This is a genomic window from Rhodococcus sp. NPDC006774 (assembly GCF_040636045.1).
In the GTDB taxonomy this organism is placed as follows: Bacteria; Actinomycetota; Actinomycetes; order Mycobacteriales; family Mycobacteriaceae; genus Rhodococcoides.
This window is the reverse complement of record NZ_JBEYIW010000005.1, coordinates 110,032-132,154: the sequence shown is the minus strand read 5'-3', so window position 1 is coordinate 132,154 and position 22,123 is coordinate 110,032. Positions and strand designations below refer to the sequence as shown.

23 protein-coding genes are annotated in these 22,123 nt (G+C 65.7%); 8 read left to right on the top strand and 15 right to left on the bottom strand.

What is annotated here, in order from left to right:
* Genes ggt through ABZ677_RS09875 form a run of 3 tightly spaced genes read right to left on the bottom strand, consistent with a single transcriptional unit; the run spans window position 1 to window position 4,184 of the window.
* Window positions 1-1,932, bottom strand: coding sequence for a gamma-glutamyltransferase (gene ggt, locus ABZ677_RS09885; RefSeq protein WP_358368818.1), 1,932 nt, complete (start codon window positions 1,930-1,932; stop codon window positions 1-3).
* A 21-nt stretch (window positions 1,933-1,953) separates the two neighbouring features.
* Complete coding sequence (locus ABZ677_RS09880; protein WP_358368815.1) at window positions 1,954-2,856, bottom strand: GGDEF domain-containing phosphodiesterase; 903 nt, start codon at window positions 2,854-2,856, stop codon at window positions 1,954-1,956.
* A 29-nt stretch (window positions 2,857-2,885) separates the two neighbouring features.
* Complete coding sequence (locus tag ABZ677_RS09875; RefSeq protein WP_358368812.1) at window positions 2,886-4,184, bottom strand: GGDEF domain-containing protein; 1,299 nt, start codon at window positions 4,182-4,184, stop codon at window positions 2,886-2,888.
* A gap of 198 nt (window positions 4,185-4,382) precedes the next feature.
* Between ABZ677_RS09875 and ABZ677_RS09870 the strand changes: the two genes are divergently transcribed.
* Window positions 4,383-5,093: a Clp protease N-terminal domain-containing protein gene (locus tag ABZ677_RS09870; protein WP_358368809.1), complete on the top strand. Its 711-nt coding sequence runs from the start codon at window positions 4,383-4,385 to the stop codon at window positions 5,091-5,093.
* On the opposite strand, the gene ABZ677_RS09865 is transcribed toward ABZ677_RS09870, so the two are convergent.
* Entirely contained in the window at window positions 5,090-6,064 is a 975-nt protein-coding gene (locus ABZ677_RS09865) for an NAD(P)/FAD-dependent oxidoreductase (RefSeq protein WP_358368806.1), read from the bottom strand. The two genes, ABZ677_RS09870 and ABZ677_RS09865, sit on opposite strands and share 4 nt — an antisense overlap.
* Window positions 6,065-6,301: 237 nt before the next feature.
* On the opposite strand from ABZ677_RS09865, the gene ABZ677_RS09860 reads away from it, so the two are divergent.
* Window positions 6,302-6,544, top strand: a complete 243-nt coding sequence (locus ABZ677_RS09860) for a hypothetical protein (RefSeq protein WP_230596480.1) — start codon at window positions 6,302-6,304, stop codon at window positions 6,542-6,544.
* Here the strand turns inward: ABZ677_RS09860 and ABZ677_RS09855 are convergent.
* Window positions 6,541-6,708, bottom strand: coding sequence for a hypothetical protein (locus ABZ677_RS09855; protein ID WP_170945821.1), 168 nt, complete (start codon window positions 6,706-6,708; stop codon window positions 6,541-6,543). The genes ABZ677_RS09860 and ABZ677_RS09855 overlap by 4 nt on opposite strands.
* 253 nt (window positions 6,709-6,961) lie before the next feature.
* On the opposite strand from ABZ677_RS09855, the gene ABZ677_RS09850 reads away from it, so the two are divergent.
* Entirely contained in the window at window positions 6,962-7,852 is an 891-nt protein-coding gene (locus ABZ677_RS09850; RefSeq protein WP_358368802.1) for an SGNH/GDSL hydrolase family protein, read from the top strand.
* Window positions 7,853-7,913: 61 nt separating this feature from the next.
* Window positions 7,914-8,555, top strand: coding sequence for a LysE family translocator (locus ABZ677_RS09845; protein ID WP_358368799.1), 642 nt, complete (start codon window positions 7,914-7,916; stop codon window positions 8,553-8,555).
* On the opposite strand, the gene atzF is transcribed toward ABZ677_RS09845, so the two are convergent.
* From atzF to ABZ677_RS09820, 5 genes are read right to left on the bottom strand one after another with little or no spacing between them, the layout of a single operon-like run.
* A complete protein-coding gene (gene atzF / locus ABZ677_RS09840) occupies window positions 8,505-10,238 on the bottom strand; it encodes an allophanate hydrolase (protein ID WP_358368797.1) in 1,734 nt (577 codons plus the stop codon). The two genes, ABZ677_RS09845 and atzF, sit on opposite strands and share 51 nt — an antisense overlap.
* A complete protein-coding gene (locus ABZ677_RS09835; protein WP_358368794.1) occupies window positions 10,228-12,240 on the bottom strand; it encodes a 5-oxoprolinase/urea amidolyase family protein in 2,013 nt (670 codons plus the stop codon). The genes atzF and ABZ677_RS09835 overlap by 11 nt, the downstream gene beginning before the upstream one ends.
* Complete coding sequence (locus tag ABZ677_RS09830) at window positions 12,237-12,869, bottom strand: urea amidolyase associated protein UAAP2 (protein WP_170945820.1); 633 nt, start codon at window positions 12,867-12,869, stop codon at window positions 12,237-12,239. Before ABZ677_RS09830 ends, ABZ677_RS09835 begins: the two co-directional genes overlap by 4 nt.
* Entirely contained in the window at window positions 12,851-13,633 is a 783-nt protein-coding gene (locus ABZ677_RS09825) for an urea amidolyase associated protein UAAP1 (protein WP_094634993.1), read from the bottom strand. Before ABZ677_RS09825 ends, ABZ677_RS09830 begins: the two co-directional genes overlap by 19 nt.
* A gap of 3 nt (window positions 13,634-13,636) precedes the next feature.
* Window positions 13,637-15,184, bottom strand: coding sequence for an amino acid permease (locus ABZ677_RS09820; RefSeq protein WP_037195092.1), 1,548 nt, complete (start codon window positions 15,182-15,184; stop codon window positions 13,637-13,639).
* A gap of 187 nt (window positions 15,185-15,371) precedes the next feature.
* On the opposite strand from ABZ677_RS09820, the gene ABZ677_RS09815 reads away from it, so the two are divergent.
* Genes ABZ677_RS09815 through ABZ677_RS09800 form a run of 4 tightly spaced genes read left to right on the top strand, consistent with a single transcriptional unit; the run spans window position 15,372 to window position 18,001 of the window.
* Window positions 15,372-16,073 (top strand): TetR/AcrR family transcriptional regulator, encoded by a 702-nt coding sequence (locus ABZ677_RS09815; protein ID WP_037195090.1) that lies wholly within the window; start codon window positions 15,372-15,374, stop codon window positions 16,071-16,073.
* Window positions 16,070-16,735: an SDR family NAD(P)-dependent oxidoreductase gene (locus tag ABZ677_RS09810; RefSeq protein WP_358368789.1), complete on the top strand. Its 666-nt coding sequence runs from the start codon at window positions 16,070-16,072 to the stop codon at window positions 16,733-16,735. Before ABZ677_RS09815 ends, ABZ677_RS09810 begins: the two co-directional genes overlap by 4 nt.
* A gap of 14 nt (window positions 16,736-16,749) precedes the next feature.
* The gene (locus ABZ677_RS09805; protein WP_037195086.1) at window positions 16,750-17,190 is read left to right on the top strand and encodes a cupin domain-containing protein; all 441 of its coding nucleotides are present in this window, start codon (window positions 16,750-16,752) and stop codon (window positions 17,188-17,190) included.
* The gene (locus tag ABZ677_RS09800) at window positions 17,183-18,001 is read left to right on the top strand and encodes a fused MFS/spermidine synthase (protein WP_094634998.1); all 819 of its coding nucleotides are present in this window, start codon (window positions 17,183-17,185) and stop codon (window positions 17,999-18,001) included. The genes ABZ677_RS09805 and ABZ677_RS09800 overlap by 8 nt, the downstream gene beginning before the upstream one ends.
* Here ABZ677_RS09800 and ABZ677_RS09795 read toward each other — a convergent pair.
* The 5 genes from ABZ677_RS09795 to uraD are packed head-to-tail and all read right to left on the bottom strand — an operon-like array spanning window position 17,998 to window position 21,941.
* Window positions 17,998-18,774, bottom strand: coding sequence for an IclR family transcriptional regulator (locus tag ABZ677_RS09795; protein WP_052048054.1), 777 nt, complete (start codon window positions 18,772-18,774; stop codon window positions 17,998-18,000). The genes ABZ677_RS09800 and ABZ677_RS09795 overlap by 4 nt on opposite strands.
* A 31-nt stretch (window positions 18,775-18,805) precedes the next feature.
* Entirely contained in the window at window positions 18,806-20,209 is a 1,404-nt protein-coding gene (locus tag ABZ677_RS09790) for a nucleobase:cation symporter-2 family protein (RefSeq protein WP_230596477.1), read from the bottom strand.
* 10 nt (window positions 20,210-20,219) lie between these two features.
* Window positions 20,220-21,110, bottom strand: coding sequence for a factor-independent urate hydroxylase (pucL, locus tag ABZ677_RS09785; RefSeq protein WP_094635000.1), 891 nt, complete (start codon window positions 21,108-21,110; stop codon window positions 20,220-20,222).
* A gap of 5 nt (window positions 21,111-21,115) precedes the next feature.
* The gene (uraH, locus tag ABZ677_RS09780) at window positions 21,116-21,454 is read right to left on the bottom strand and encodes a hydroxyisourate hydrolase (protein WP_358368783.1); all 339 of its coding nucleotides are present in this window, start codon (window positions 21,452-21,454) and stop codon (window positions 21,116-21,118) included.
* On the bottom strand, window positions 21,447-21,941 hold the full coding sequence (gene uraD / locus ABZ677_RS09775) for a 2-oxo-4-hydroxy-4-carboxy-5-ureidoimidazoline decarboxylase (protein ID WP_358368779.1): 495 nt from the start codon (window positions 21,939-21,941) through the stop codon (window positions 21,447-21,449). Before uraD ends, uraH begins: the two co-directional genes overlap by 8 nt.
* Between the last annotated feature and the right edge of the window lie 182 nt (window positions 21,942-22,123).

Here is a 22,123-nt window from a genome sequence, read left to right as displayed (position 1 = left end):
CTATCCACCCAGTACTTCACCCTCACGGCGCGGGTCCGCTCCACCGATCCAGCCGCCGTCGGTGCGCTGCAGCGCGCTCAGTCCACTGGACTGGTCTGCGACCGACACCTCGTGGCCCATCTCGCGGAGCGCCGCGACCACCGGATCGTCCTCGCCCGAGACGTTCGGGTGTTCACCGCCGTAGTTGGTCGACGGCGTATTGGCCGCTCCGAAGTCGACCATCGACACCGCCTGCTGCGGATCCATGCCCCAATCGAGCAGTCCCACCAGCGTTTTGACGACGAACTGTATGATCACCGAGCCGCCGGGAGAGCCGGCGACGAGGACCAGATCGCCCCGCTCGCCGTCGTCGTTGCGGTCGAAGACCAACGTCGGGGCCATCGAACTGCGCGGACGCTTCCCCGGCTCGACGCGATTGGCCATCGGAGTTCCGTCCTCGGCCACGGGAGCCGCGGAGAAATCGGTGAGCTGATTGTTGAGCAGGAAGCCGTCGACCATGTGGAACGAGCCGAAGGCCGACTCGACGGTCGTCGTCATCGAGGCCGCATTGCCCTGACTGTCGACGACCGAGATGTGGCTGGTACCGAACTCTGGATCGGTGGACGAGGCGAACTGCACCGGGCCGAAGTCGCCGGGCTGCGCGGTACCCATCGACTTGCCCTCGTCGATCAGTCCGGCTCGCTCGCTGAGGTATTCGGGATCGAGCAGCGCATCGGGTGAACCGCCGGGCAGGGGAACGAAGTCCGGATCTGCGACGTACTTGTCACGATCGGCGTAGGCCAGGCGCTCGGCCTCGGCGATCAGGTGTACACCCTCGGCCGTCGGGGTTCCGCCGTTGGCGTCCATCCCCGTCGGCGCGTACTGCGACAGGTCGAAGTTCGACAGAATCCCCATCGCCGACGCCACCGCGATACCGCCCGAGGACGGGCCTGGCATACCGCAGATGTCGTGGTCGCGGTACTCGGTGCACACGGCCGTGCGGGTCTTGGGTTCGTACGCGGCGAGATCCTCCAGCGTGATCTGCCCGGGAGTGCGGCCTGCGGTGGTGTCGGCGGTGGCGTCGACGATGGCCTGTGCGATGTCACCGGTGTAGAAGGCGTCTGCCCCGTCGGTTGCGATGGCGGACAGCGTCTTCGACATCGCCGGGTTGTTCAGCACCGTCCCGGCCGGCTTACCGGTGCCGTCGGGCTGCAGGAAGTAGTCCTTGGACGCGGGGTCGAGGGCGAGCTTCGGTGCCGAGTCGGCGATGGACGAGGCCATCCGTGGGCTGATCTCGATTCCGTTGTCGGCGAGGTCGATTGCAGGTTGGAAGAGCTCGCCCCATTGCTCGGTGCCGTGATCGTCGTGGGCCTGCTCGAGCATCCGCAGCACCCCCGGGACGCCGATCGAGCGACCGCTGGACCGGGCATCGGGTTGCGGCAGAGTGCGATTCGCGTCGTCGATGTACCGCAGGTAGTCCCCGGTGGCGCTCATCGGGGCGGTCTCGCGGCCGTCGTAGCTCTGCACTTCACCGGTGGCTGCGTCGTAGTACATCAGGAATGCCCCGCCGCCGATGCCGGAGGACTGCGGCTCGACGAGGCCGAGCACCGTCTGCGCCACGATCAGCGCGTCGGCCGCGGTGCCCCCGTCCCGCAGGACCGCGCACGCGGCCTCGGTGGAGACCGGATTGGCCGTCGAGACGGAGTACGAGGCCGTCTCCACCGGGGTCATGTTCGATCGATACCCGGTCGCCACTTCGGGATTGGTGGAGATGTCGCCCGAATTCGCACTCGGTGTCGCTCCTACCGGGGTGCCGCCACTGGCACCGAGGACGCAGCTGTTCTCGGCCGCGGAGTCGGGATCGGTGCTCTCGCTGCTACTGCACGCGGCGAGCGGCACCAGCAGCAGGGCACATGCAAGGACAGTCGAGCGGTGCACTCCGATTACAGACACCGACCGACGCTAACATCCGGCTCACCTGCCGGCACGGGTCTCGGCAGATTCGAGAAGCCAGTGTGCGACGGGTGCAGGTCTACCGAACAGAAAGCCCTGCGCGAAGCGGCATTCGAGAGCCTCGATGATCTCGGCCTGTTCCTCGGTCTCGACGCCCTCGGCCACCGTCGCGACCGGCAGCGCCGACGCCATGGCGACGATCGCGCGAATCAGCTGAGTGTCGGATTCCGAACTGCCGATCTGGTGGACGAAGGACTTGTCGATCTTGAGCAGCGCGATCGGCATCGCGCGCAACCTGCTCAGCGAGGAGTAGCCGATGCCGAAGTCGTCGAGAACGATGAGCACACCCATCGCGGCGAGTCGGTCGAGAACGCTTTTCGCCGTGCCCATGTCGTCGATCAGGACGCTCTCGGTGATCTCGAGGGCCAGATCCGCTCCGTCGAGGTCGTACGTGTCGAGCAGTCGCCCGACGATGACCGGCAACGAATCGTCCCGCAATTGCATCGGGGACACGTTCACCGACATGGTGACGTCCTGCCCGTTGGACCGCAGTGTCACCAGGTCCGACATCGCGGTGCGCAGCACCCATTCGCCGATTTCCTTGATGAGATTGGTCGATTCGGCAATCGAGACGAACTCGTTGGGGGTACGCACTCGCCCCTGCCAGTTCCAGCGCACGAGCGCCTCGTAGACGACGGTGGTGCGCGAGACGGTCTCGATGATCGGCTGGTAGTACACCTCGAGTTCGCCGCGTCTGATCGCGCCGCGCAGCGCGGTGGCGGTCTCGATCGCGGATGTCGCTCGCGCACGCAGGGACTCGTCGAAGAATGCGTAGCGCGCCGCGCCGAGAGACTTGGCGTGATACATCGCGGTATCGGCCTCGCGGATGGCGTCGTGCAATCGGTCCGCGTCGGCGATCCCCACCGAGGCCGTGACGTATGCCGTCGCGGCGCTCAGGGGAACGGTTCGTTCGTCCGATCGATGATGCGGCGGGCCAACGCCTCTGCTCCGCCGCGATCGCGGCGGGTCAGCACGACGAACTCGTCACCGGCATACCTGACCACGGTGTCGGCGGCACCGAGTGCGGCGCGGATGCGTCGTGCCGCGGCCACGATGAGTTCGTCACCGACGCGGTGACCGTACGAGTCGTTGACCATCTTGAAGTTGTCGAGGTCGACGAACAGAACGCAAGTGCGTCCCGGAGTCTGGCTGCGCTCGAGCCGGGTGAATTCCTCGTCGAGCATCGTGCGGTTCGGTAGGCCGGTCAACAGATCGTGAGCGGCCAGATATTTCGCGTGCTCCTCGCCGACCTGCACTCGGGTCAGCGCGCGTTCGCCGCGCAGGAAGGCACCCACCAGGATCGACGCGAGCAACAGGGACCGGACGATCAGATCTCCGGTGGACACGGCCGAGCCCAGCAGTGGCACCGTGGCACAGACGACCAGCAGTGTCACCACGAACACGACGCGGCGGCTGCTGTGCGCCGGTGCAGGAGTCTGCCGTTGGGAGACGGTGCGCATCGACGGATCGAGGGCCGCCATCGCCAGGGAGAGATACGCGAACAGGTAGATGCCGTCGAGCAATCCCGAGGACGGCGCGTCGTCGGTGGTGGCAGCGAATGCGTACGAGATGTCGCCGACGAGTGTCGCGACGAGTGCGATCAAGGCCCACTGCAGCGCTGGGGTACGGGGCTTGGACGAGAACAGTAGGTAGGTGGTCAGGGTGATCAGTGCTGCGTCTATCGCCGGATACAGCCCGTTGACCACCGTCGATGCCGAGGAACGAGGAGATTCGAGGGCCGGTGAGATGAACAGCAACCACGACAGGAAGAGGGTGCCGAGGAAGATCAGGCCGGCGTCGACGAGTGGAGTGATGTCGTCGATCGACTGCCGATCTCGGATCCACCGCGAGAGTGCGTACCCGACGAGGGCGTACCCGGTCAGTGTGAACAGATCCGGCAGCAGCGGGAACGAGTGATTCAGTGCGGTGGGATCGCTGCGGAGCGAGACCCCGAACATGAACAGCACCGAGGCACCGAACAGTGCCCACCAGCATCGAGAGTCGTCGGGACGGTATCTGCGGATCGCGGCGCTGATGGTGAGTACCGATCCGACGGCAACGGTGGCGAGGACACCGGCCCGCACTCCGGCGTCGCCGAGAACGAAGACGGTGCTCGCGACGACGACCACTGCCACCAGACCCGCGGTTCGTCTGGTGTGCATGGGGAAGGGCGCAGCGACCTTCGTGTTCATCGAAGGACCTACTTCCTTCTCGCTCGTGGCGTTCGCATGGCTGTTCGCGACGCCTCCACGGGTGAATATACGTCTTTGCGCAGCGCACACGGGGCCGAAGTTCGACGCCGCCGGTGAAGAAGTTCAACAGATGTTGCAACGGCACAGTATCGTCAACCGAGGGTTGACGGCTGCGCATCGTCAACCTACAGTTGACGCATGACGCAACCACTGAAGATGACGAACCCCGTCCGTCTCGACGATCTCATCGACGCCATCGAGAAAGTGCACACCGATGCGCTCGACCAACTCTCGGGTGCGGTGATCGCGGCCGATTCCCTCGGCGAGGTCGCCGACCATCTGATCGGGCATTTCGTCGATCGAGCCCGCCGCTCAGGGGCGTCCTGGACTGCGATCGGAGCATCCATGGGAGTCAGCAAGCAGGCGGTGCAGAAGCGCTTCGTTGCGAAGGGCGGCGCCGATCCCGCCGATCTCGATGCCAGTCAGGGCTTCTCGCGCTTCACTCCACGGGCGCGCAACGTGGTGGTCGGAGCGCAGAACGAGGCTCGGGCCACTGCCAACGACTGCATCACCACCGGGCATCTGATCCTCGGTCTGCTCGGCGAACCCGAGGGATTCGCAGCGAAACTGCTGGGCGCGCAGGGCCTCACGCCCGAGCAGATCCGTTCTGCGGTGACGGCGACGCTGCCGGAACCGACCGACCCCGTACCCGATCTCGTGCCGTTCGACGCCGGTGCCAAGAAGGTGCTGGAACTGACTTTCCGTGAGGCGCTTCGGCTGGGGCACAACTACGTCGGTACCGAGCACATTCTGCTGGCACTGTTGGAGAACGAGGACGCCACGCTCGCCTCGCTCGGCGTCCGCAAGGACACCGTCGAAGAGGGGCTGGCGGCGGCGCTCGGTATCTAGGAATCGATGGCCTTCGCCCGTTCGAGAGCGATGCGGACATCCTCCTCGATCAGGTCACCGTTGATCGCAGCGCCGGCCTTGACTCCAGCCGCGGACGCCGCCACAACGGTGTCCATCGGTGCAGACACGTTGCCTGCAACCCACACTCCGGGAACGGATGTAGCACCGACGGGATCGGCCTCGACGTACGTGCCGAGGACGTGGTCGTTCATGACCATCTCGGTCGTGGCCAGCCCCAGCGACATCAGGATGTCCGCGCGCGAGGTGAAGTTGGGTCCTACGACCAACGCGTCGAGCGGGATCTGCGTGCCGCTCGCGAGTGTCACTCCCACGATCGCGTCGCTGTCGACATCGACCCGAGCGATCTCCTCGCCGACGACCTCGATGCCACGTGCGGCGAGTCGCGCGAGGTCCTCTTCGGCCAGTGTCGGTGCCGTGTGCGCGAACACCGTGACGTGCTCGGTGAGCTGACGCCACATCAGTGCCTGGTGTCCGACCATGGCGCTGCCGATGATTCCGATCCTGCGATCGCGTACCTCCCAGCCATGGCAGTACGGGCAGTGCAATACATCGCGCCCCCACCGATCGGCGAGGCCGGGGATGTCCGGAAGAACATCGGTGAGGCCGGTGGTGACCAGGAGGCGGCGGCCGCGTACGACGGAACCGTCGGCGAGAGTCACCTCGAACCCGGTGTCGGTTCGACTCGCGGATGCGGCGACGCCCTCGACGATGCGTACGCCGTAGTGCCGCGCTTCGTCTCGGCCGAGTCGAACCAGCTCGAGAGGCGACTCCCCGTCGCGGGTGAGGTAGTTGTGGGAATGCGCTGCCGGTGCGTTGCGGGGATCGCCCGCGTCGATGATCGCGACGGATCGTCGGGAACGGCCGAGGGCCACGGCGGCGCTGAGTCCGGCGACTCCGCCGCCGACGATGATCGCGTCGACCTGAGTGTGTCGATCGGTGTCTGTAGTCATGTGGAGAGTGTCCGGCAGAGGCCAATAATTGGCAAGAAATCTTGCCATTGCAGCAAATGGTCGAAGCGAAAAATACCGCGTGCTGGGGTTGAAGGCGCAGATTCGGCCATTCGCCGAATTGTGATCGTGCCGACTGGCGTCGAGGCTGCCAGAGGTCGATGTAAGCGCGGATCTACCGCTTGAACAGGGCGTTCACTCGAGGTCTACTGGTCGGTAAGAATCGAGCCGGGGGGGCATGTGGGGCACTTCGAGATCGGCGAGACCGTGATCACGGTCCGCAACCTGGGACATGTGCGATGGCGCAGCGGAATTCCCAAAGGGACCGTGGGAATCGTCGTCGGAATCGATTGGCTCGGTGACGCTCGCGTGAACTTCACCGTCGACGAGTCGATGCTCACCCGAGGTGAGACGGTGGAACACATCGTCGCCGACGGCGACGTCCGCACGCTGCGGGCCGCTCCCCGCCGTCTGATCGGCTAGTTGCTGTCGGTTCGCTCGTCGTCGGTCGCGGGACCGGTTTCGATCGCTCCGCCTTCGCTCGACCAATCGTTGTCTTCCGCCGCTGCGGCCGGATCAGACGTCACGTCTTCCTTGGCGGCGGGGGCAGTGTCGTCGTTCTTCGAGTCGTTGTTGTGGGTAGTCATGACTCCGGGGTACCCGCGCGGAACCGAAGCAATCGTCGGCCCCGCGCGGGCGGGTGTTCCGGCGGTCTCTACAGCCCGAAGGGCAGCGTTCCCGGTGCCAGCTCGAAGCCGCTGCTGCCAGCGGAAATGGAGCCGAAGCCGCTGAGGATCTGGTTGATGAACGCGGTGATCATGTAATTCCTCTGTTCGATGCGATGGACGTTCTGTCCTGGACAACCAGGTCGAGGCTACCGGCAGCTGTAGCGTCGAAGCTGTGAGGAGCCAGGGAATTCTCGTCGGTCTTGCTGTGTCCGCCTGTGTACTGGCGGGCTGTTCGTCGGACTCGTCGGTGCCGGAATCGCCTGCTCGGCCGTCGGAAGCCCCGGCTTCGGCGAACTACGTCGCGTTGGGTGACTCGGCCGCATCGGGCCCGCGAATCCCCAACCAGGTCGGCGCACCGGGATGCCAGCAGTCCGACGCCAACTACCCGCACGTACTCGCCGAGGATCTGGCCGTCGGTTCTTTCGTCGACGTCACCTGCTCGGGTGCCGTCACCGAGAACATCGTCTCCACTCCGCAGGGAACGTCCAGTGGCGAGGTTCCGCTGCAACTCGACGCAGTGACCCCCGAGACCGATCTGGTGACCGTCACGATCGGCGGCAACGACATCGGGCTGGTCTCGACGGCCGTGCAGTGCCTCACCTTCGCGGACACCTCCGCCACCAACGTCTGCAAGGACCGCCTCACCGCAGGTGGCGTGGACACCGTCGCCGCTGCCATTGCAGACAAGGCCCCCAGCTGGGGTGCGATGCTCGACGCGGTGTCCGAGCGTGCGCCCGACGCGCGGATCCTGGTTGTCGGCTACGGCACCTATCTGCCGAGCGGTGGCTGCTTCCCCACTCAACCCATGCTGCCCGAGGACGCCGACTACATCCAGGGCAGCATCACCGCCATGAACGAGGCCCTGCGGACGCAGGCGAACGAGCATGGAGCGGAGTTCGTCGACACCGAGCCGTCGAGTGTCGGCCACGATGTGTGCGTGGCTCCGGACCAGCGGTATTTCGAGGGCGTCGTCCCGCAGAATCCCGCTGCGCCGCTGCACCCGACGGCGGCGGGGATGGCAGCCATCGCCGATACGGTGGCCTCTGCAGTGCGTGCCGGATAGGAACCACAAAACCGTAACTGGCTCTTCTCAGGCGGGCCGGTCGACGTGAAGTCTTGACCGCATGGTCTCGTATTCCGCAGTTCTCGGAGTGTTCGCTGTGGCCCTCGCGTTGGTGCTGACGCCGGGGCCGAACATGATCTACCTTGTCTCGCGCAGCATTTCGCAGGGCCGACGAGCGGGAATGGTGTCGCTTTCCGGAGTCGCGATCGGCTTCCTGATCTATCTGACGGCCACCAATCTCGGCCTGGCCGCGGTGTTCACCGCCGTGCCCGCGCTGTACACGGCGGTCAAGCTCGCCGGCGCGGCCTACCTCGCCTGGTTGGCGGTGCAGGCCTTGCGCGGCACGGTGTCGGCATTCGAACCGACCGAGCTGCAACACGATTCGACTCGGCGTCTGTTCACGATGGGATTGGTGACCAACCTGCTGAACCCGAAGATCGCGATCATGTACATCTCGGTCATCCCGCAGTTCGTCGATCCCACGGCCGGGCACCTTCTGCTGCAGGGATTCACGCTCGGCGGCGTGCAGATCGCGGTGGCGGTGGCGGTCAACCTGGCGATCGTGGTGCTCGCCGGTTCGATCGCGCAGTTCCTGGCCATTCGCCCGACGTGGCTGAGAGTGCAGCGCTATCTCATGGGTACGGTGCTCGGACTACTTGCGGTGCGTGTCGCCACCGACGGCAGCAGGCCCGTCTCCGCGTGAGCGGTAGGCCCGCCAGCCGCCGAATTCGGTGATGTCGGTTCCGGTCTCGGCCGCGTCGTGTGCGCAGCAGAACCCGGTCACCCAGCGACCGTCCGACAACTCGACCGGACCCAGACCCATCGGTGACGGTAGCCCGGCGAGGAACGTGCCGAGCGCCGCAGCGGACATGCGGTAGAGCTCCCCGGAGATGGGAGCGCCGTCACCCGCGCGCCGTACCAGACCGGGCTTGGGCGGGGTGGTGTGCAGATCCACCAGCCGGTAGTCCGCCGTGGTCGTCACCTCGCCGCTGAACCGTGCACCGCGATCGGTCAATTGGTGATGCACCGGAAAACCGCGCAGATGGGCACCGACGGCCAACACCTCGATGCCGTCGTCGATCAACGACGGTGAGGCTGTGCCTGCCAGTCGAGCAGCGAGGTCGATCGCGACCTGATCCTCGAATGCGGGCACGACGAACATGACCCCGAACGGGGTGCCCTCGTGCGTCGGGGCACCGGGAACCGCCACCGCGGCCATGTCGAGCAGGTTGCAGAAGTTGGTGAACGTGCCGAGGCGTCGATTGATGCTCATCGGATCCGACTGCACCGCAGCGATAGTGGGATGTTCGGTGGTGGTGGGTAACAGCAGGCCGTCGAACTCGCTCAGGAGCGTACGGACCGCTGTCTTCGCTCGCGCGAGGGCATCGAGATCGTCGACGTATCGGTGGGCGGACGGCTCGGCAGCCGAGCCGACGATCGCGGCCACCGTGGGATCGGCACCGGCAGGACCGGTGGCGAGAAACTCTCCGAGGGCCGAATAGCGCTGCGCCACGATCGCTCCGTCGTACAGCAGTGTTGCAGCGTCGAGCAGGGCGGAGATGTCGACCTCGACGTGGGTGAACCCCTTGTCGGCCAGTCCCGCGACCGTGTCCTCGAATGCTCGACGGTATGCCGGGCTCAACGACGCCAAGTCCTCACCTCGGGGGATGGCAACGCGGGGATCCGGTGACGCGGCGAGCCGGACGTCGGCAGGCCAGGCCCGGCTGCGTGGATCGGTTGCGGTGGGCCCGGCCATGACGTTCATCGCGGCCGTAGCAGTGTCGAGAGCGTGAGCCAGCACGGTGACGCAGTCGTAGTCGGCGCACGCAGGAACGACGCCGGTGTTCGGCACGATTCCCAGTGAGGCCTTGATACCCACCAGGCCGTGGAAGGCTGCAGGAACTCGTCCTGATCCTGCTGTGTCGGTGCCGATTCCGATGTCCGCGATACCCAGTGCCACCGCGACGGCGGAGCCGGAACTCGAGCCTCCCGAGATCAGTGTTGGGTCCCAGGCGCAGCGCACCGCGCCGTAGGGGCTGCGGGTGCCGACCAGTCCGGTGGCGAACTGGTCGAGATTGGTCTTGCCCAGGACCAGTGCGCCCTGGCTTGTCAGTCGCTCGATGGCGACGGCGGATACCTCGGGTGTGTAGGCGAACTCGGGACATGCTGCGGTGGTGGGTAGACCGGCCACGTCGATGTTGTCCTTGACGGCGACCAGTGTGCCCGCGAGCGGCAGATCCGCACCGGCCGCGATTGCCTCGTCGAGTGCGACGGCGTCGGCCAGCACGTCGTCCTCGTCGCGCAGGGTGATCCACACCGCGGGCCGATCGACCTCGGCGATCCGCTTGTAGGCCTGCAGAACTCGTTCTCGTACCTCAGGCTGCATCGGTTCTGCCCTTCGTCGTATCGAATTCGCCTGCTGCCGACCATGCGTCGCGCTCGGCACCGAAGGCGACGGCTTGTCTCGCGCGGAACTCGGCGATGGAGTCCGCGTTGGTCTCCAGGAAGTTCTCGTGCTCGGCCAGTGAGAACTCACCGTCGGTGATGTCCACTCCGCCGCCGCGGCCGGCCGCCAGATCGGCGCGCAGGTCCATCAGCTCCTCGGGTTCGACCGGGTACCAGGAGATTCGGTCGAAGAACCGCAACAGCCACGGCGTTCCTTCCTCGAACGGCCCGCCGCTGTACGCGGCACTGTGGTTCCACACCTGCGTGGTTCGGCCGACGAACTGGTATCCACCGGGGCCTTCCATACCGTAGATACACAGGTACGCTCCGCCGATACCGACGGCATTTTCCGGCGTCCAGGTGCGGGCCGGGTTGTACTTCGTCGTCACCAGGCGGTGCCGCGGGTCCAACGGGGTCGCCACCGGCGCGCCCAGGTACACGTCGCCGAGCCCGAGCACCATGTAGTCGGCGGCGAAGACGGTGTCGAACACGTCGGCCACCGAGTCGAGTCCGTTCATGCGTCGGATGAACTCGATGTTCCAGGGACACCATGGCGCATCGGCACGCACGCCGTGCATGTACCGCTGGATGGCTTCCCGGGTCGAGGGGTCGTCCCACGACAGCGGGAGCCGAACCTGGCGGCTGGGAACCACGAGTTCCGAGGCTGCGGGAAGATCGTCCTCGACCTCGGACAGCAGGCCCATCAACGAATCGATGGACAGCACATCGGGATTCACCTTCACCTGCAACGAGCGGATGCCGGGGGTCAGGTCCACCAGACCGCGCGGTGCGAGGGCCTCGACCCGCTGGTGCAGTGCGTGCACTCGAGCTCGTAGGGCCAGGTCGAGCTTCATGTCGCCGTATTCGACGAGTACGTTGTCGTCGCCCGAGCGGCGGTAGGTGACGCACGTGTCGGCGTCGCGTCGGGCGATGACGCCGTCGTCACCGTCTCCGCCTGCGGAGAACACTGCGGGCAGCGATGCGCGGCGAGCGAGCCCGAGTGATCCCAGCGGCGCGGTGGCCGCGGCCTTCACGGGAACGAAGCGGATGGTGTCCCCCGGTCGCAGTTGGCCGAGCTTCCACCGTTCGGCTGCGACCACGGTGACGGGACAGACGAATCCGCCGAGGCTCGGGCCGTCGGGTCCGAGCAGGATCGGGGTGTCGCCGGTGAAGTCCAATGCGCCGACGCTGTAGGCGTTGTCGTGAATGTTGGACGGGTGCAGTCCGGCCTCGCCGCCGTCGGCTCTGGCCCACTGCGGCTTGGGCCCGATGAGCCGGACTCCGGTGCGATCGGAGTTGAAGTGCACCTCGTAGCGGGTGGCGTAGAGGGTGTCGATGTCGTCGCGGGTGAAGAACTCCGGTGCGCCGTGTGGGCCTTCGGTCACGGCGATGTCCCAGTTGGACGTCAGGACCGGCAGGTGTTCCATGGGGATGGGCCCGAGGACGGCGGAATTGTCGGAGCGTCCGGCCAGGCCGATGACGTCGCCCTCACCGAGTGTGCCGCCTCGATGTCCGCCGAACTTGCCGAGCGTGAAAGTCGCTGCGCTGCCGAGGTAGTCGTCGACGTCGAGGCTGCCCTGGATCAGCACGTACACCCGTAGACCCGACCCGGTGGTGGTGCCGACATCGAGGGTGGCACCGGCGGGTACCAGAACGGGTTTCCACTGCGGGACCGGTGTGCCGTCGATGTGTACCGGTACCGCAGCACCGGTGACGCAGACGTAGGTGTCGGCGTCGAACGTCAATGCAGGCCCGGCCATGGTGGATTCGAGGCCGGGTGCGCCCTCGGGATTGCCGAGCGCGGTGTTGCCGAGCCGGAACGACAGATCGTCCATCGGCCCCGACGGCGGCACGCCCACCTTCCAGTAGCCGATGCGTCCTGGCCAGTCCTGCACCGTGGTGAGCATCCCGGGCCGGTGCACGGTCATCTTGGTCGCGGTCATGATCGCGTCACGATCATGCGCACTGCGGTGGGGTCGAATCCGTTGCAGGGGTTGTTGATCTGCGGGCAGTTGGACACCAGCACCAGCGTGTCGATCTCGGCACGCAACGACAGCTTCTTGCCGGGAGCCGACAGACCGTCGACGATGCCGAGGGTGCCGTCGGCGTCGACGGGGACGTTCATGAAGAAGTTGATGTTGGGCACCAGGTCTCGCTTGCCGAGTCCCCACTTGGATCCCTCGATGAGGAAGTTCTCGACACACGCGTGTTGATGCTGGGTGTGGTGGCCGTAGCGGAGGGTGTTCGATTCCTTGGAGCACGCTCCTCCGACGGTGTCGTGGTTGCCGACCTCGTCCTCGACGATCGTCATGATCGGCGTCGAATCATCGCTGCGTAGAACGGTTCCGGTGGTCAGGAACAGGTTCCGCTGCGCGGCGACGGTGGCGGGGGCCGAGTATCGGATCGAGTGATCGTGTGCGCCGTACATCAGTGTGTCGACGGCCTGATTGCCGTACAGATCGACGATCGTCAGGATGTCACCGGCCTCGACGACGGCGGACCAGGGGCCGAATGCGGGGGCGATCTCGTCTTTCACAATCACTGCACTGGTAGTCACTGTGCTGCCTTCCATGCGTCCTCGGTGTTCTGCACTGCGCGCTGGTATTCCGGTTCGGTGTTGTCGAGGGCGAGTAGCTCTTCCGGGGCACGCCACGCCAGCACGTCGAGGGTGGTGGTGGGGTACTCGGGGCTGGGGTCCAGTGGGTGAGCGGTGTTGGCCAGCAACACGATCACCGGCAGGTGGATGAGCAGGTCCACCGAGCGGCCCGGTCCGGCCGAGCCGGTGCTGACGAGGCCCCCGTCCGCGGCGACGGTGACGCCGTGGAAGAACGACAGGGACGGCGCGACGTCGCGTGGTTCGAGCCCGTGCTTGGCTGCGGCGAGGGTGAACAGTTCGCGTCCGGCCGGAGCCGACGAATGTGGTCCGCTGACTCCGTATTTCGCGGTGTTGGTCGCCGAGGACGTCGTGCCGCACAGTGCGTCGTGGCGACCGGAGGTGTCGTCGACGATGGTCGCCAGCACGCGGCCCTGGTCCGAGAGCAGGGGGTGGCCTGCACTCAGGTAGGCCTGCCACGGAACCTTGACGGTGTCGGCGGTGTTGAGTCGCTCCCACGGGGCGTCGGCGCGGTAGAGCAGCAGATTGGCGCAGGCGGCACCGTCGACATCGACGAGGCGTAGCCGGGTTCCGCGAGCGAGCACCTTGGTGGTGTAGCTGCCGCCGGGTACCGACTCGGCCCACGTGAGCTCCGAGATGCCCGCCGGTGCAGTGGGTGCCGGCGCGACGGTCGCTTGGGATCGTGCGTGTTCCTTGGCGGAATACGTTGTTGCGGTGCTCATGGTTCAGGCTCCGATCGTCACGGGCTTGGGGTGGACTTTGCCGCGGGGCAGGCAGGCGATGCCGACCACGATCACGGCGAGGACGGTCAGTGGTGCGGCCCATCGCAGCAGTGGGAATTCGCCGGTGGGGTCGAAGATCTCGGCCCGCGGCCACGACAGGTTGATCACCATCAGGCCGCCGTAGAGAACTGCGGCGATGTTGACCGGCAGGCCGAGGCGTCCGAGGGTGAAGAGCTTCTCGCCGTCGCTGTCCTTCTGCACTCCGCCGTGCGGCCAGCCCTTGAGTCGCTGGATCAGCAGTGGGACGGTCACCATCATGTAGGCGAGGTAGATCAACACGATGCAGACGCTGGAGAGCGTGGTGAAGATCGCGGAGTTGCCGACGTTGACGGCCAGGATCGCCACGCAGGCCAGACCGATGAGCACCGACGGTGCGATGGGAGTTCCGGTGCGCGAGTTCACCTTCGCCAGCGCTGTCGAGGCGGGCAGGCGACCGTCGCGGGCCATGGAGAACATCAACCGAGATGCCGCGGTCTGGATCGCGAGGGTGCAGATGAACACGGCGATCGCAACGTCGATGAGTAGGACCTTGCCCCACGGCGAGGTGAGGATCGAGTCGATGACGTACGGAAGTCCCTGCGTCGCAAGCTGACCATCGGTGAGGCTGGGTGCGGCCATCAGAGCGCCGACGATCATCAGGCCACCGCCCAATGCCGATGCAGAGAGGGCCAGGCGGATGGTGCGGGGCGCGACGCGTCGGGGATTGCGGGTCTCCTCGGCGAGTTCGCCTGCCGAGCCGAAGCCGACCATGACGTAGGCGGCCATCAGGCCCGAGACGATCCAGGCACCGATGTAGCCGGGATCTGCTCCGGCGCTTCCGGTATCGAAGACGACCTGCGGTCCGCGCTCGGCGTGGGTGAAGAACACCAGGACGAGGGCGATGACGCCGACGATCTCGCAGGTCACGCCGATGCTGTTGATGCGCGACATCCAGTTGACGCCGATGCAGTTGATGGTGGTGGTGAGTACCAGCAGAATCGATCCGAGCACAACGGCATTCGCAGCTCCGCTCGACGAGGTGAGTGCGGTGTCCTCACCGATGAACTGGAAGCCGCCCCAGATGCTGGGGAGTACGACCTGCAGTGCGATGGCGGCGGCGGAGGCAGTGACGATCTGCGCGATGATCATGAACCAGCCGGCGAACCACCCGACCAACTCTCCGCCCATACGCCGCGACCAGTGGTAGATCGCGCCCGAGATGGGATAGCGGGCAGCGAGTTCGGCGAAGTTGAGGGCCACCATGAACTGACCGAGAAACACCAGCGGCCAGGTGAGGAAGAAGGCCGGGCCGCCGAAGCTGAAGCCGAGGCCGAAGAGCTGGAAGATGGTGGTGAGGATCGAGACGAACGAGAAGCCGGCGGCGAACGACGCGTACTTGCCGAGGCTGCGGTGCAGTTGCTGGTCGTAGCCGAGGGCCGCCAGATCCGAATGGTCGGTGGTGGACGACGGTTCCGAACCCGCGCCGGGGGCCGGCAGTGTTGTCGAGCTCATGTTCTCTCCTACAGGCGAGGTGGGTGGTGAGTGACCGCCCGCTGCATCGCCGAGGCGGGTTTCTGTCAGTTGATAGTTTTCGGCACCGCCGTTCCCGGGCGGTGACCGTCGTGCAACAAGCTCGTTTCGTCTATTTCGATCAGATGACAGAAATCTCACCGACACGTCGACCTGACAAGATGAGGCCATGACCGGCGCAGGCAGACCCAGGCTGAGCACGAAGAAACGGCCCGGCGACACCGCTCGCGAGGAAATTCTGGACGCCTCGGCCGAGCTCTTCACCACCCGCGGCTTCACCAGTACGTCGACTCGCGTCATCGCCGACGCCGTCGGACTGCGTCAGGCCTCGCTCTATCACCACTTCGCCACCAAGGACGACATCCTCGACGCGCTCCTCAGCGGCACCGTCGATGCACCGCTGGCCGTCGCGCAGCGCATCCGCAGCGCCTCGGCCGATGCCGCAACCCAGATGTACGCGCTCGCCTTCTTCGACGCCGAGCAACTCGCCGCGTCCACCTGGAATCTGGGAGCGCTGTACCTACTGCCCGAGCTGCGCAGCGAGCGATTCGAGACTTTTCGCGACCATCGGTACACGCTGATGAGCCTGTATGCGGCTATCGCGTCGGACACTCTCGTTCAACTCGGTTCCGAGTGCCGACCTGGCACCGAGGACCTACCGTTTCGCCTGGTGGAGACCGTGGTGAATGCGCGGGCCGATCGTGAGAACGGGCGCGGTGACCCCACCGCCGACGCCGCGGGGATCGCCGCAGCCGCTGTGCGCGTGCTCGGTTGGGCCGGAGATGTCACTGCGCTGCACCGGAGTGCGGAGGCCCTGCTCGAGACGGTCGTCGGAATAGTCTTCGATCGTCGGTCCTTGCACGGGACATGACTTCCATAGCAATTGTCGGAGCAGGTGCAGGTCTCGGAGCGGCAGTGGCGCGCAAGTTCGGCGCGCAGGGCTTCTCGGTCGGCCTGATCTCCCGCAACCAGGCTCGTGTCGACGTCCTCGCAGATCAGCTCGCTGCCGACGGTATCTCCGCGAAGGGCTTCGTCGCCGATGTGCGCGACCCGGCCTCGATCGCCGCGGCCTTGGAGCAGGTCACCGAAACGCTCGGTCCCATCGAGGTGCTGCAGTACAGCCCGCTTCCGCAGAAGGACTTCATGCGGCCCGTGCTCGAGACCACCCCGGCCGACATGGTCGGCCCGGTCGAGTTCTCGATCTACGGACCCATCGCTGCCGTCCATCAGGTGCTACCGGGAATGAGATTCCTCGGCGAGAACAAAGGCACGATCCTGTTCGTCAACGGCGGCTCTGCTGTGAAGCCCGGTCGCACCGTCACCGGCACGTCCATCGCCTTCGCAGGCCAGGCAGCCTATGCGCAGCTGCTCAACGAGGAGTTGGCCGAGGAGGGAATCCAGGTGTCGCAGTTGATCATCGGTGGTGCCATCGACGGCAGGGATCCGAAGAAGAGCCCCGAGGCTCTCGCCGAGCAACTGTGGAGCCTGCACACCGAGCGCGACAGGTTCCGGGTTCAGGTCTCCACGGACTGACTAGGGTTGCGTGCATGACGTCGCTGCCAGACTGGGCCCTGAGCCTGGACCTTGCACCCCATCCCGAGGGTGGGTGGTTCCGCGAGACCTGGCGCAGCGAGGTCACGATCCCACAGACATCTCTGCCCGACGGTTATCCCGGCCCGCGGGCGGCAGGCACGGCGATCCTGTTCCTGCTCATGCCCGGTCAACAATCGGCGTGGCACACCGTCCGCGGCACCGAGATGTGGCTGTATCACCGCGGTAGTCCGGTGCAGCTCGACCTCGGTGGGGCCGGCGACGAGCCGGGCACCGTGACCTCGCTGCTGGTCGGACCGCAGTCGCCGCAGCAGATCGTGCCACCGTCGGTGTGGCAGCGGGCGCGTCCGATGGGCGACGAGCCGAGTCTGGTCAGCTGCACCGTCACCCCGGGATTCGATTTCGAGGACTTCCGGCTCGAGGACTCCCATGGGTAGGAAGCGGGAGTCCGCCGGGGGCCTGAAGCCCGGTCTGTTCGAAATCGATTCGGGTACCTGTGAATTGGTCCGTGACACATTCTCCGACGACGGCTGGGTCGTCAACGTCAACGACGTCCCCAGTTCGCACATCGACATGAACGACCCCACCGTGCTCGAGTTCGAGTACATGCGGTGGATCTCGGGACTGGTTCGAGCGCAGTGGGATTCGAGCTTTCCATTGCGGGCGCTGCATCTCGGGGGCGGGGCCTGCACGCTGGCCCGCTCGTTCACCGCCGAATTCCCCGGTGCACGTCAGGTGGTGGTGGAGCTCGACGGCAAGCTCTCGGAGCTGGTGCGCGAGTGGTTCGACCTACCGCGTGCACCGTTGCTCCGCATCCGCGTCGGTGAGGCACGGGCTGTCACCGAGACGCTCAACGAGAACAGTCGGGACCTGATCGTGCGAGATGTGTTCGCGGGAGCGGTCACTCCGGAGCCGCTACTGACTGCCGAGTTCACCGCGCATGTTCGACGCGTCCTCTCGCCCGGCGGCATGTACGTCGTCAATTGCGGTGACCGACGCGATCTCTCGCTCGCGAAGCAGGAGGCGGCGACTCTTCGCAGCGTCTTTCCGCATCTGGCGATCGTCGCCGATCCGGCGATGCTCAAAGGCAGGCGCTACGGCAACATCATCATCGCCGGCAGCGACGTGCCGATCGGGGATTCCCCGTCGTTGGCCCGCGAACTACTCGGCGGAGCGGTTCCGGCGCACGTGTGGTTGACCGAGCAGGTCGAGTCCTTCGCTCGCGACGCGCGAGTATTGAAGGATTAGGGCGCTGGAACGTTGCCCGCCAGGTCTTTCGCCAGTCGCTCGGCGGCCGAGATCAGCAGGGGTACGAACTGCTCGGCCGACTCCAGCGTGACCCGGGCGGTGGGCCCGGCGATGGACATCGCTGTGAGCGTCGGCGCACCGAGCACCGGTACGGCGAAGCAGCGCACTCCCACCTCCTGCTCACCGTCGTCGATGGCGTAGCCGCGTTCGCGGATCGTCGCGAGGTCCGCCAGCAGCGCGTCGAGGGTAGTGATGGTGTTGACGGTACGAGGGGCCATGCCGAGCCTGCCGACTATGGCGCGGACGGCGTCGTCGTCCAACTGCGACAGCAGTGCCTTGCCGACGCCGGTGGAATGCGGCAGGACGCGCTGGCCCACCTCGTTGAACATCCGCATCGCGTGTTCGGACGGCACCTGCGCGACGTAGACCGCCATGTCGTCCTCGAGGAAGGCCATGTTCGACGTCTCGTGGGTTATCCGGACCAGCTCGGCGAGGTACGGCTTCGCCCATCCGCCGATCAGCTTGCTTGCGCTGTCACCCAGGCGAATGAGTTTGGTGCCCAATGCGTATCGACGGGACGGCAGTCGCCTGACGTAGCCGAGAGACACCAGGGTCCCGATCAGTCGGTGCACTGTCGGCATCGGCAGATCGGTACCCTCGGCCAGTTCGCTGATCCCGATGGATCCTCCCGAGGCGGCCATGATGTCGAGCAGCTCGAACGCGCGCTCCACGGACTGCACCCCGCCACCTGCCGCCACAGTCCCACCTCGCATGCTCGTAGCTCCTACCGATCTCGATAGAACACTACTGGTGATGCCGAGTCGCCACCGGTGGTGCAGCGGTCACCACCGAGGGCGAGGGTTTCTGGCCGATCGTGACGACGTTGAACAGGATGTTCAGTACGACGGCAACGATGCTCGCGGCACTGATGCCCGAGTCGAGCACCACGTGTACCCAGTCGGGGAACGCGGCGTAGAAGCCCGGCACCGCGATGGGAATGACACCGAACCCGATCGCCACCGCCACGATGACGAGGTTGAGGTTGCCGTCGAACTCCACCTTGGAGAGCGTCCTGATGCCGCTGGCGGCCACCGAGCCGAACAGCACGATGCCTGCCCCGCCGAGCACCGGCAGCGGAACCGATGCCACCACCAGCCCGAGGATGGGAAAGAGGCCGAGGAACAGCAGCACCGAGCCGCCGGCCGCGACGACGTAGCGACTCTTGATTCCGGTGACGGCCACCAGGCCGACGTTCTGGGCGAACGCACTGGCCGGGAAGGTGCCGAACACGGGAGCGATGGTGGTGGCCACCATGTCTGCGCGCAGCCCGTCGCCGACGCGTCGCGCATCGACGTCGGTGCCGACGATCTCGCCGACGGCCAGGATGTCCGCGGTGGTCTCGGTCATGATCACCAGGATGACAACGACCATCGACATGATGGCCGCCACCTGGAACGTCGGCGCTCCGAATGCGAACGGCTCGGGGAAGCTGAAGATGGCACCGTCGCTCACACCGGAGAAGTCGGCCTTGCCGACGAGGACCGCGAACAGGGTGCCGACGATGATGCCGATCAGAATCGACAGCCGCGAGAGCGTGCCCTGCACCAGTCGGCTGACGAGCAGCACCACCACGAGGCTGAACGCCGCGAGCCCGATGTTGGACATCGAGCCCCAGTCGGTGGCCTGCTGATCACCGCCCATCGCCCACCGAACCGCAACGGGCAGTAGCGAGATGCCGATGACGGTGATGATCGTGCCGGTCACCACCGGTGGGAAGAAGCGCACGATCTTGCTGAAGAACGGGGTGATGAGGATGCCGATGGCACCGGCGGCGATGATGGCACCGAACACCGAGTTCAGTCCGCCCGGCCCGCTCGCTATCGCCACCATCGTCGACACCGACGCGAACGAAATACCCTGCACCAAAGGAAGTTTTGCACCAAAATACGGCACTCCCAATGTTTGCAGCAGGGTGGCCGCTCCACTGACGAACAATGCGGCCGAGACCAACAGGGCGATCTCGGTGCCGGTCAGTCCCGCTGCGCCACCGACGATCAGGGGTGGTGCGATGACGCCGCCGTACATCGTCAGGATGTGCTGCAATCCATAGAGATACGACCTGCCGATCGACAACCGCTCGTCCTCGGGACGGGCGGGATCGTGCGGCGCATGAGTGCGTTTCGTCAGCTTCGGGGTCGTCAGTTTCACGGCGGCGCTCCTAGCAGAATCCGGGAACGGTATCCCAGGCGCGGCCTGCGTCCGGGGCATCGTCGCGCTGCACCGTGGCCTCGATCAGACCGTAGGGACGATCCGCGACGTAGAAGACCTCACCGGGGTTGTCGAGTCCGAACGGCTCGAGGTCGACGAGGAAGTGGTGGATGTTGGGCATCGAGAATTTGATCTCGCCGATCTCCGGGTGCGCTTCGAGAACCTGCTTGCCCATCTGGAACAGACTCTGCTGCAACGCAAGAGAATGCGTGGAGGCGAACGCGTCGAGCATGATGGAGCGGACGTCGTCGAAGGTCTTGTCGAAATCAAGCTCGGTGGTGAGGTACCGCCAGCGCGCGCTGACCGAGGTGGCGAGGATTCGGTCGGTGGTCTCCTTCAGCGTGGTGTACCGGTCCTTCGGGTATCCCCAGAACTCCGACGCCGTCGAATTGAGGACCACGAGGTCGCTGATTCCGGAGACGATGGAAATGTTCTCGCCATCGACGGTGACGATGGTGTTCCGCTTCTCGTCACTCGCCTTGACGAACGAGTGGTCGTAGCCGTCCTGACCGTTCGCGATCCGCGACCACTGGTACTGCTCGATTTCCCAGCGTCCGCCGGTGATCCAGTCGAAACTGCCGGTGAAGTGCGCCCCGAGACGAAGTGCGAAGCTCTCGATCGCGCCGATACCGTCCCGCGCGAACGCGTACACGGTGTTCTTCTGAGTGTCGGTCGCGACGACGTGGGCGTTGTCGCCCTCGGTGTGGACGGCCTCGAGGTCGCCGCGCAGCTGCGAGGTGACGCTGACGTCGGTGATGCGGTGGCGAGGAGTCTCGCGGTCGATGCGGACGAGTCTGCATTCGGCTTTGCCGTACTGGTTTGCTCCGAGCACGATGGTCATGGGTTCTAGCTCCCTCGATAGGTGGTGAAAGCGAACGGGCTCAACAGAAGTGGGATGTGGTAGTGCTGGTCGGGTGCGGTGATCTCGAAGGTGACGACGACCTCGGGGTGAAAGCATTCGGTGTGCTGGGCCGCGAAGTACGCACCGGTTGCGAAGGTGAGGCGGTAGGTGCCCGGTTCCAGTTCGGTGGGGCCGAGCGCTCCGACCCTGCCCTGCTCATCGGTGACGGCGTCGGCAACGTGGATACCGTGGTGATCGGCGAGGACGATCGAGACACCCCGCGCAGGAACGCCTCTCGCCGCATCGAGTACGTGGGCGGTCACATGGCTCTTCGGGTCAGACATCGCCGAGACTTCCTGTTGCGCGAATCTCGGCGATCTCCCGCAGTTCGTGTTCGACGACGACGGCCTCGGTCTCGGGGTCGTTGCCGAGCCTGCTGTGCAGAGCGTCGAGAACTGCGTCGGCATCCCGGCCGGCGGCCCTGATCAGAAACACCTGCCCGAAGCGGTTCTCGTAGGCCAGATTTCCTGCTCTCAGCCGCTGTTCGACGGTCGCGTCGGAGATGTCGACGCCGGATTGCTCGTTGCTCGCGTGCTGAGCGCTTGCGTCGTCGCCGTCTGGTCTCTCGCCGATGCGCGGATGCACGGCGAGTGCGCGGTGCACTTCATCGGTTGTCAATGGTGCGGCAGCGCGATGAATGGCGTGGCGCAGAGCCTGCACGTCGGTGAACGGCCGGGCGCTCAGAACTCCCTCGACCCAGCGAGGCACATCGAGGCAGAGCGAGAGCGTGCGTGCCGCTTCGGTCTCGGAGGCCGTGTTCAGATCGGCCACGACCCCGGCTGTCCCTAATTCCGCAATACGAAATGATGATTCCACTGAATGAGCGTGACACCGATCACATCCACTGTCAAGGGTTGATCCGAGGCTGCTCGCTTCGACCTCTGCAGCATTGCTGCACTGCGGTATTGGACGTTTCGCTCGAGCTGTCCGGGTGCCCGGGTATTGACAGATCC

Coding starts and splice junctions, on each gene's coding strand:
- ABZ677_RS09815 (WP_037195090.1), top strand. CDS start 15,372: ATGACCGGCGCAGGCAGACCCAGGCTGAGCACGAAGAAACGGCCCGGC.
- ABZ677_RS09835 (WP_358368794.1), bottom strand. CDS start 12,240: ATGACCGCGACCAAGATGACCGTGCACCGGCCCGGGATGCTCACCACG.
- ABZ677_RS09870 (WP_358368809.1), top strand. CDS start 4,383: ATGACGCAACCACTGAAGATGACGAACCCCGTCCGTCTCGACGATCTC.
- ABZ677_RS09820 (WP_037195092.1), bottom strand. CDS start 15,184: ATGAGCTCGACAACACTGCCGGCCCCCGGCGCGGGTTCGGAACCGTCG.
- ABZ677_RS09875 (WP_358368812.1), bottom strand. CDS start 4,184: ATGAACACGAAGGTCGCTGCGCCCTTCCCCATGCACACCAGACGAACC.
- ABZ677_RS09805 (WP_037195086.1), top strand. CDS start 16,750: ATGACGTCGCTGCCAGACTGGGCCCTGAGCCTGGACCTTGCACCCCAT.
- ABZ677_RS09800 (WP_094634998.1), top strand. CDS start 17,183: ATGGGTAGGAAGCGGGAGTCCGCCGGGGGCCTGAAGCCCGGTCTGTTC.
- ABZ677_RS09855 (WP_170945821.1), bottom strand. CDS start 6,708: ATGACTACCCACAACAACGACTCGAAGAACGACGACACTGCCCCCGCC.
- ABZ677_RS09845 (WP_358368799.1), top strand. CDS start 7,914: ATGGTCTCGTATTCCGCAGTTCTCGGAGTGTTCGCTGTGGCCCTCGCG.
- ABZ677_RS09795 (WP_052048054.1), bottom strand. CDS start 18,774: ATGCGAGGTGGGACTGTGGCGGCAGGTGGCGGGGTGCAGTCCGTGGAG.
- pucL (WP_094635000.1), bottom strand. CDS start 21,110: ATGACCATCGTGCTCGGAGCAAACCAGTACGGCAAAGCCGAATGCAGA.
- ABZ677_RS09810 (WP_358368789.1), top strand. CDS start 16,070: ATGACTTCCATAGCAATTGTCGGAGCAGGTGCAGGTCTCGGAGCGGCA.
- ABZ677_RS09830 (WP_170945820.1), bottom strand. CDS start 12,869: ATGGAAGGCAGCACAGTGACTACCAGTGCAGTGATTGTGAAAGACGAG.
- uraH (WP_358368783.1), bottom strand. CDS start 21,454: ATGTCTGACCCGAAGAGCCATGTGACCGCCCACGTACTCGATGCGGCG.
- ABZ677_RS09865 (WP_358368806.1), bottom strand. CDS start 6,064: ATGACTACAGACACCGATCGACACACTCAGGTCGACGCGATCATCGTC.
- atzF (WP_358368797.1), bottom strand. CDS start 10,238: ATGCAGCCTGAGGTACGAGAACGAGTTCTGCAGGCCTACAAGCGGATC.
- ABZ677_RS09825 (WP_094634993.1), bottom strand. CDS start 13,633: ATGAGCACCGCAACAACGTATTCCGCCAAGGAACACGCACGATCCCAA.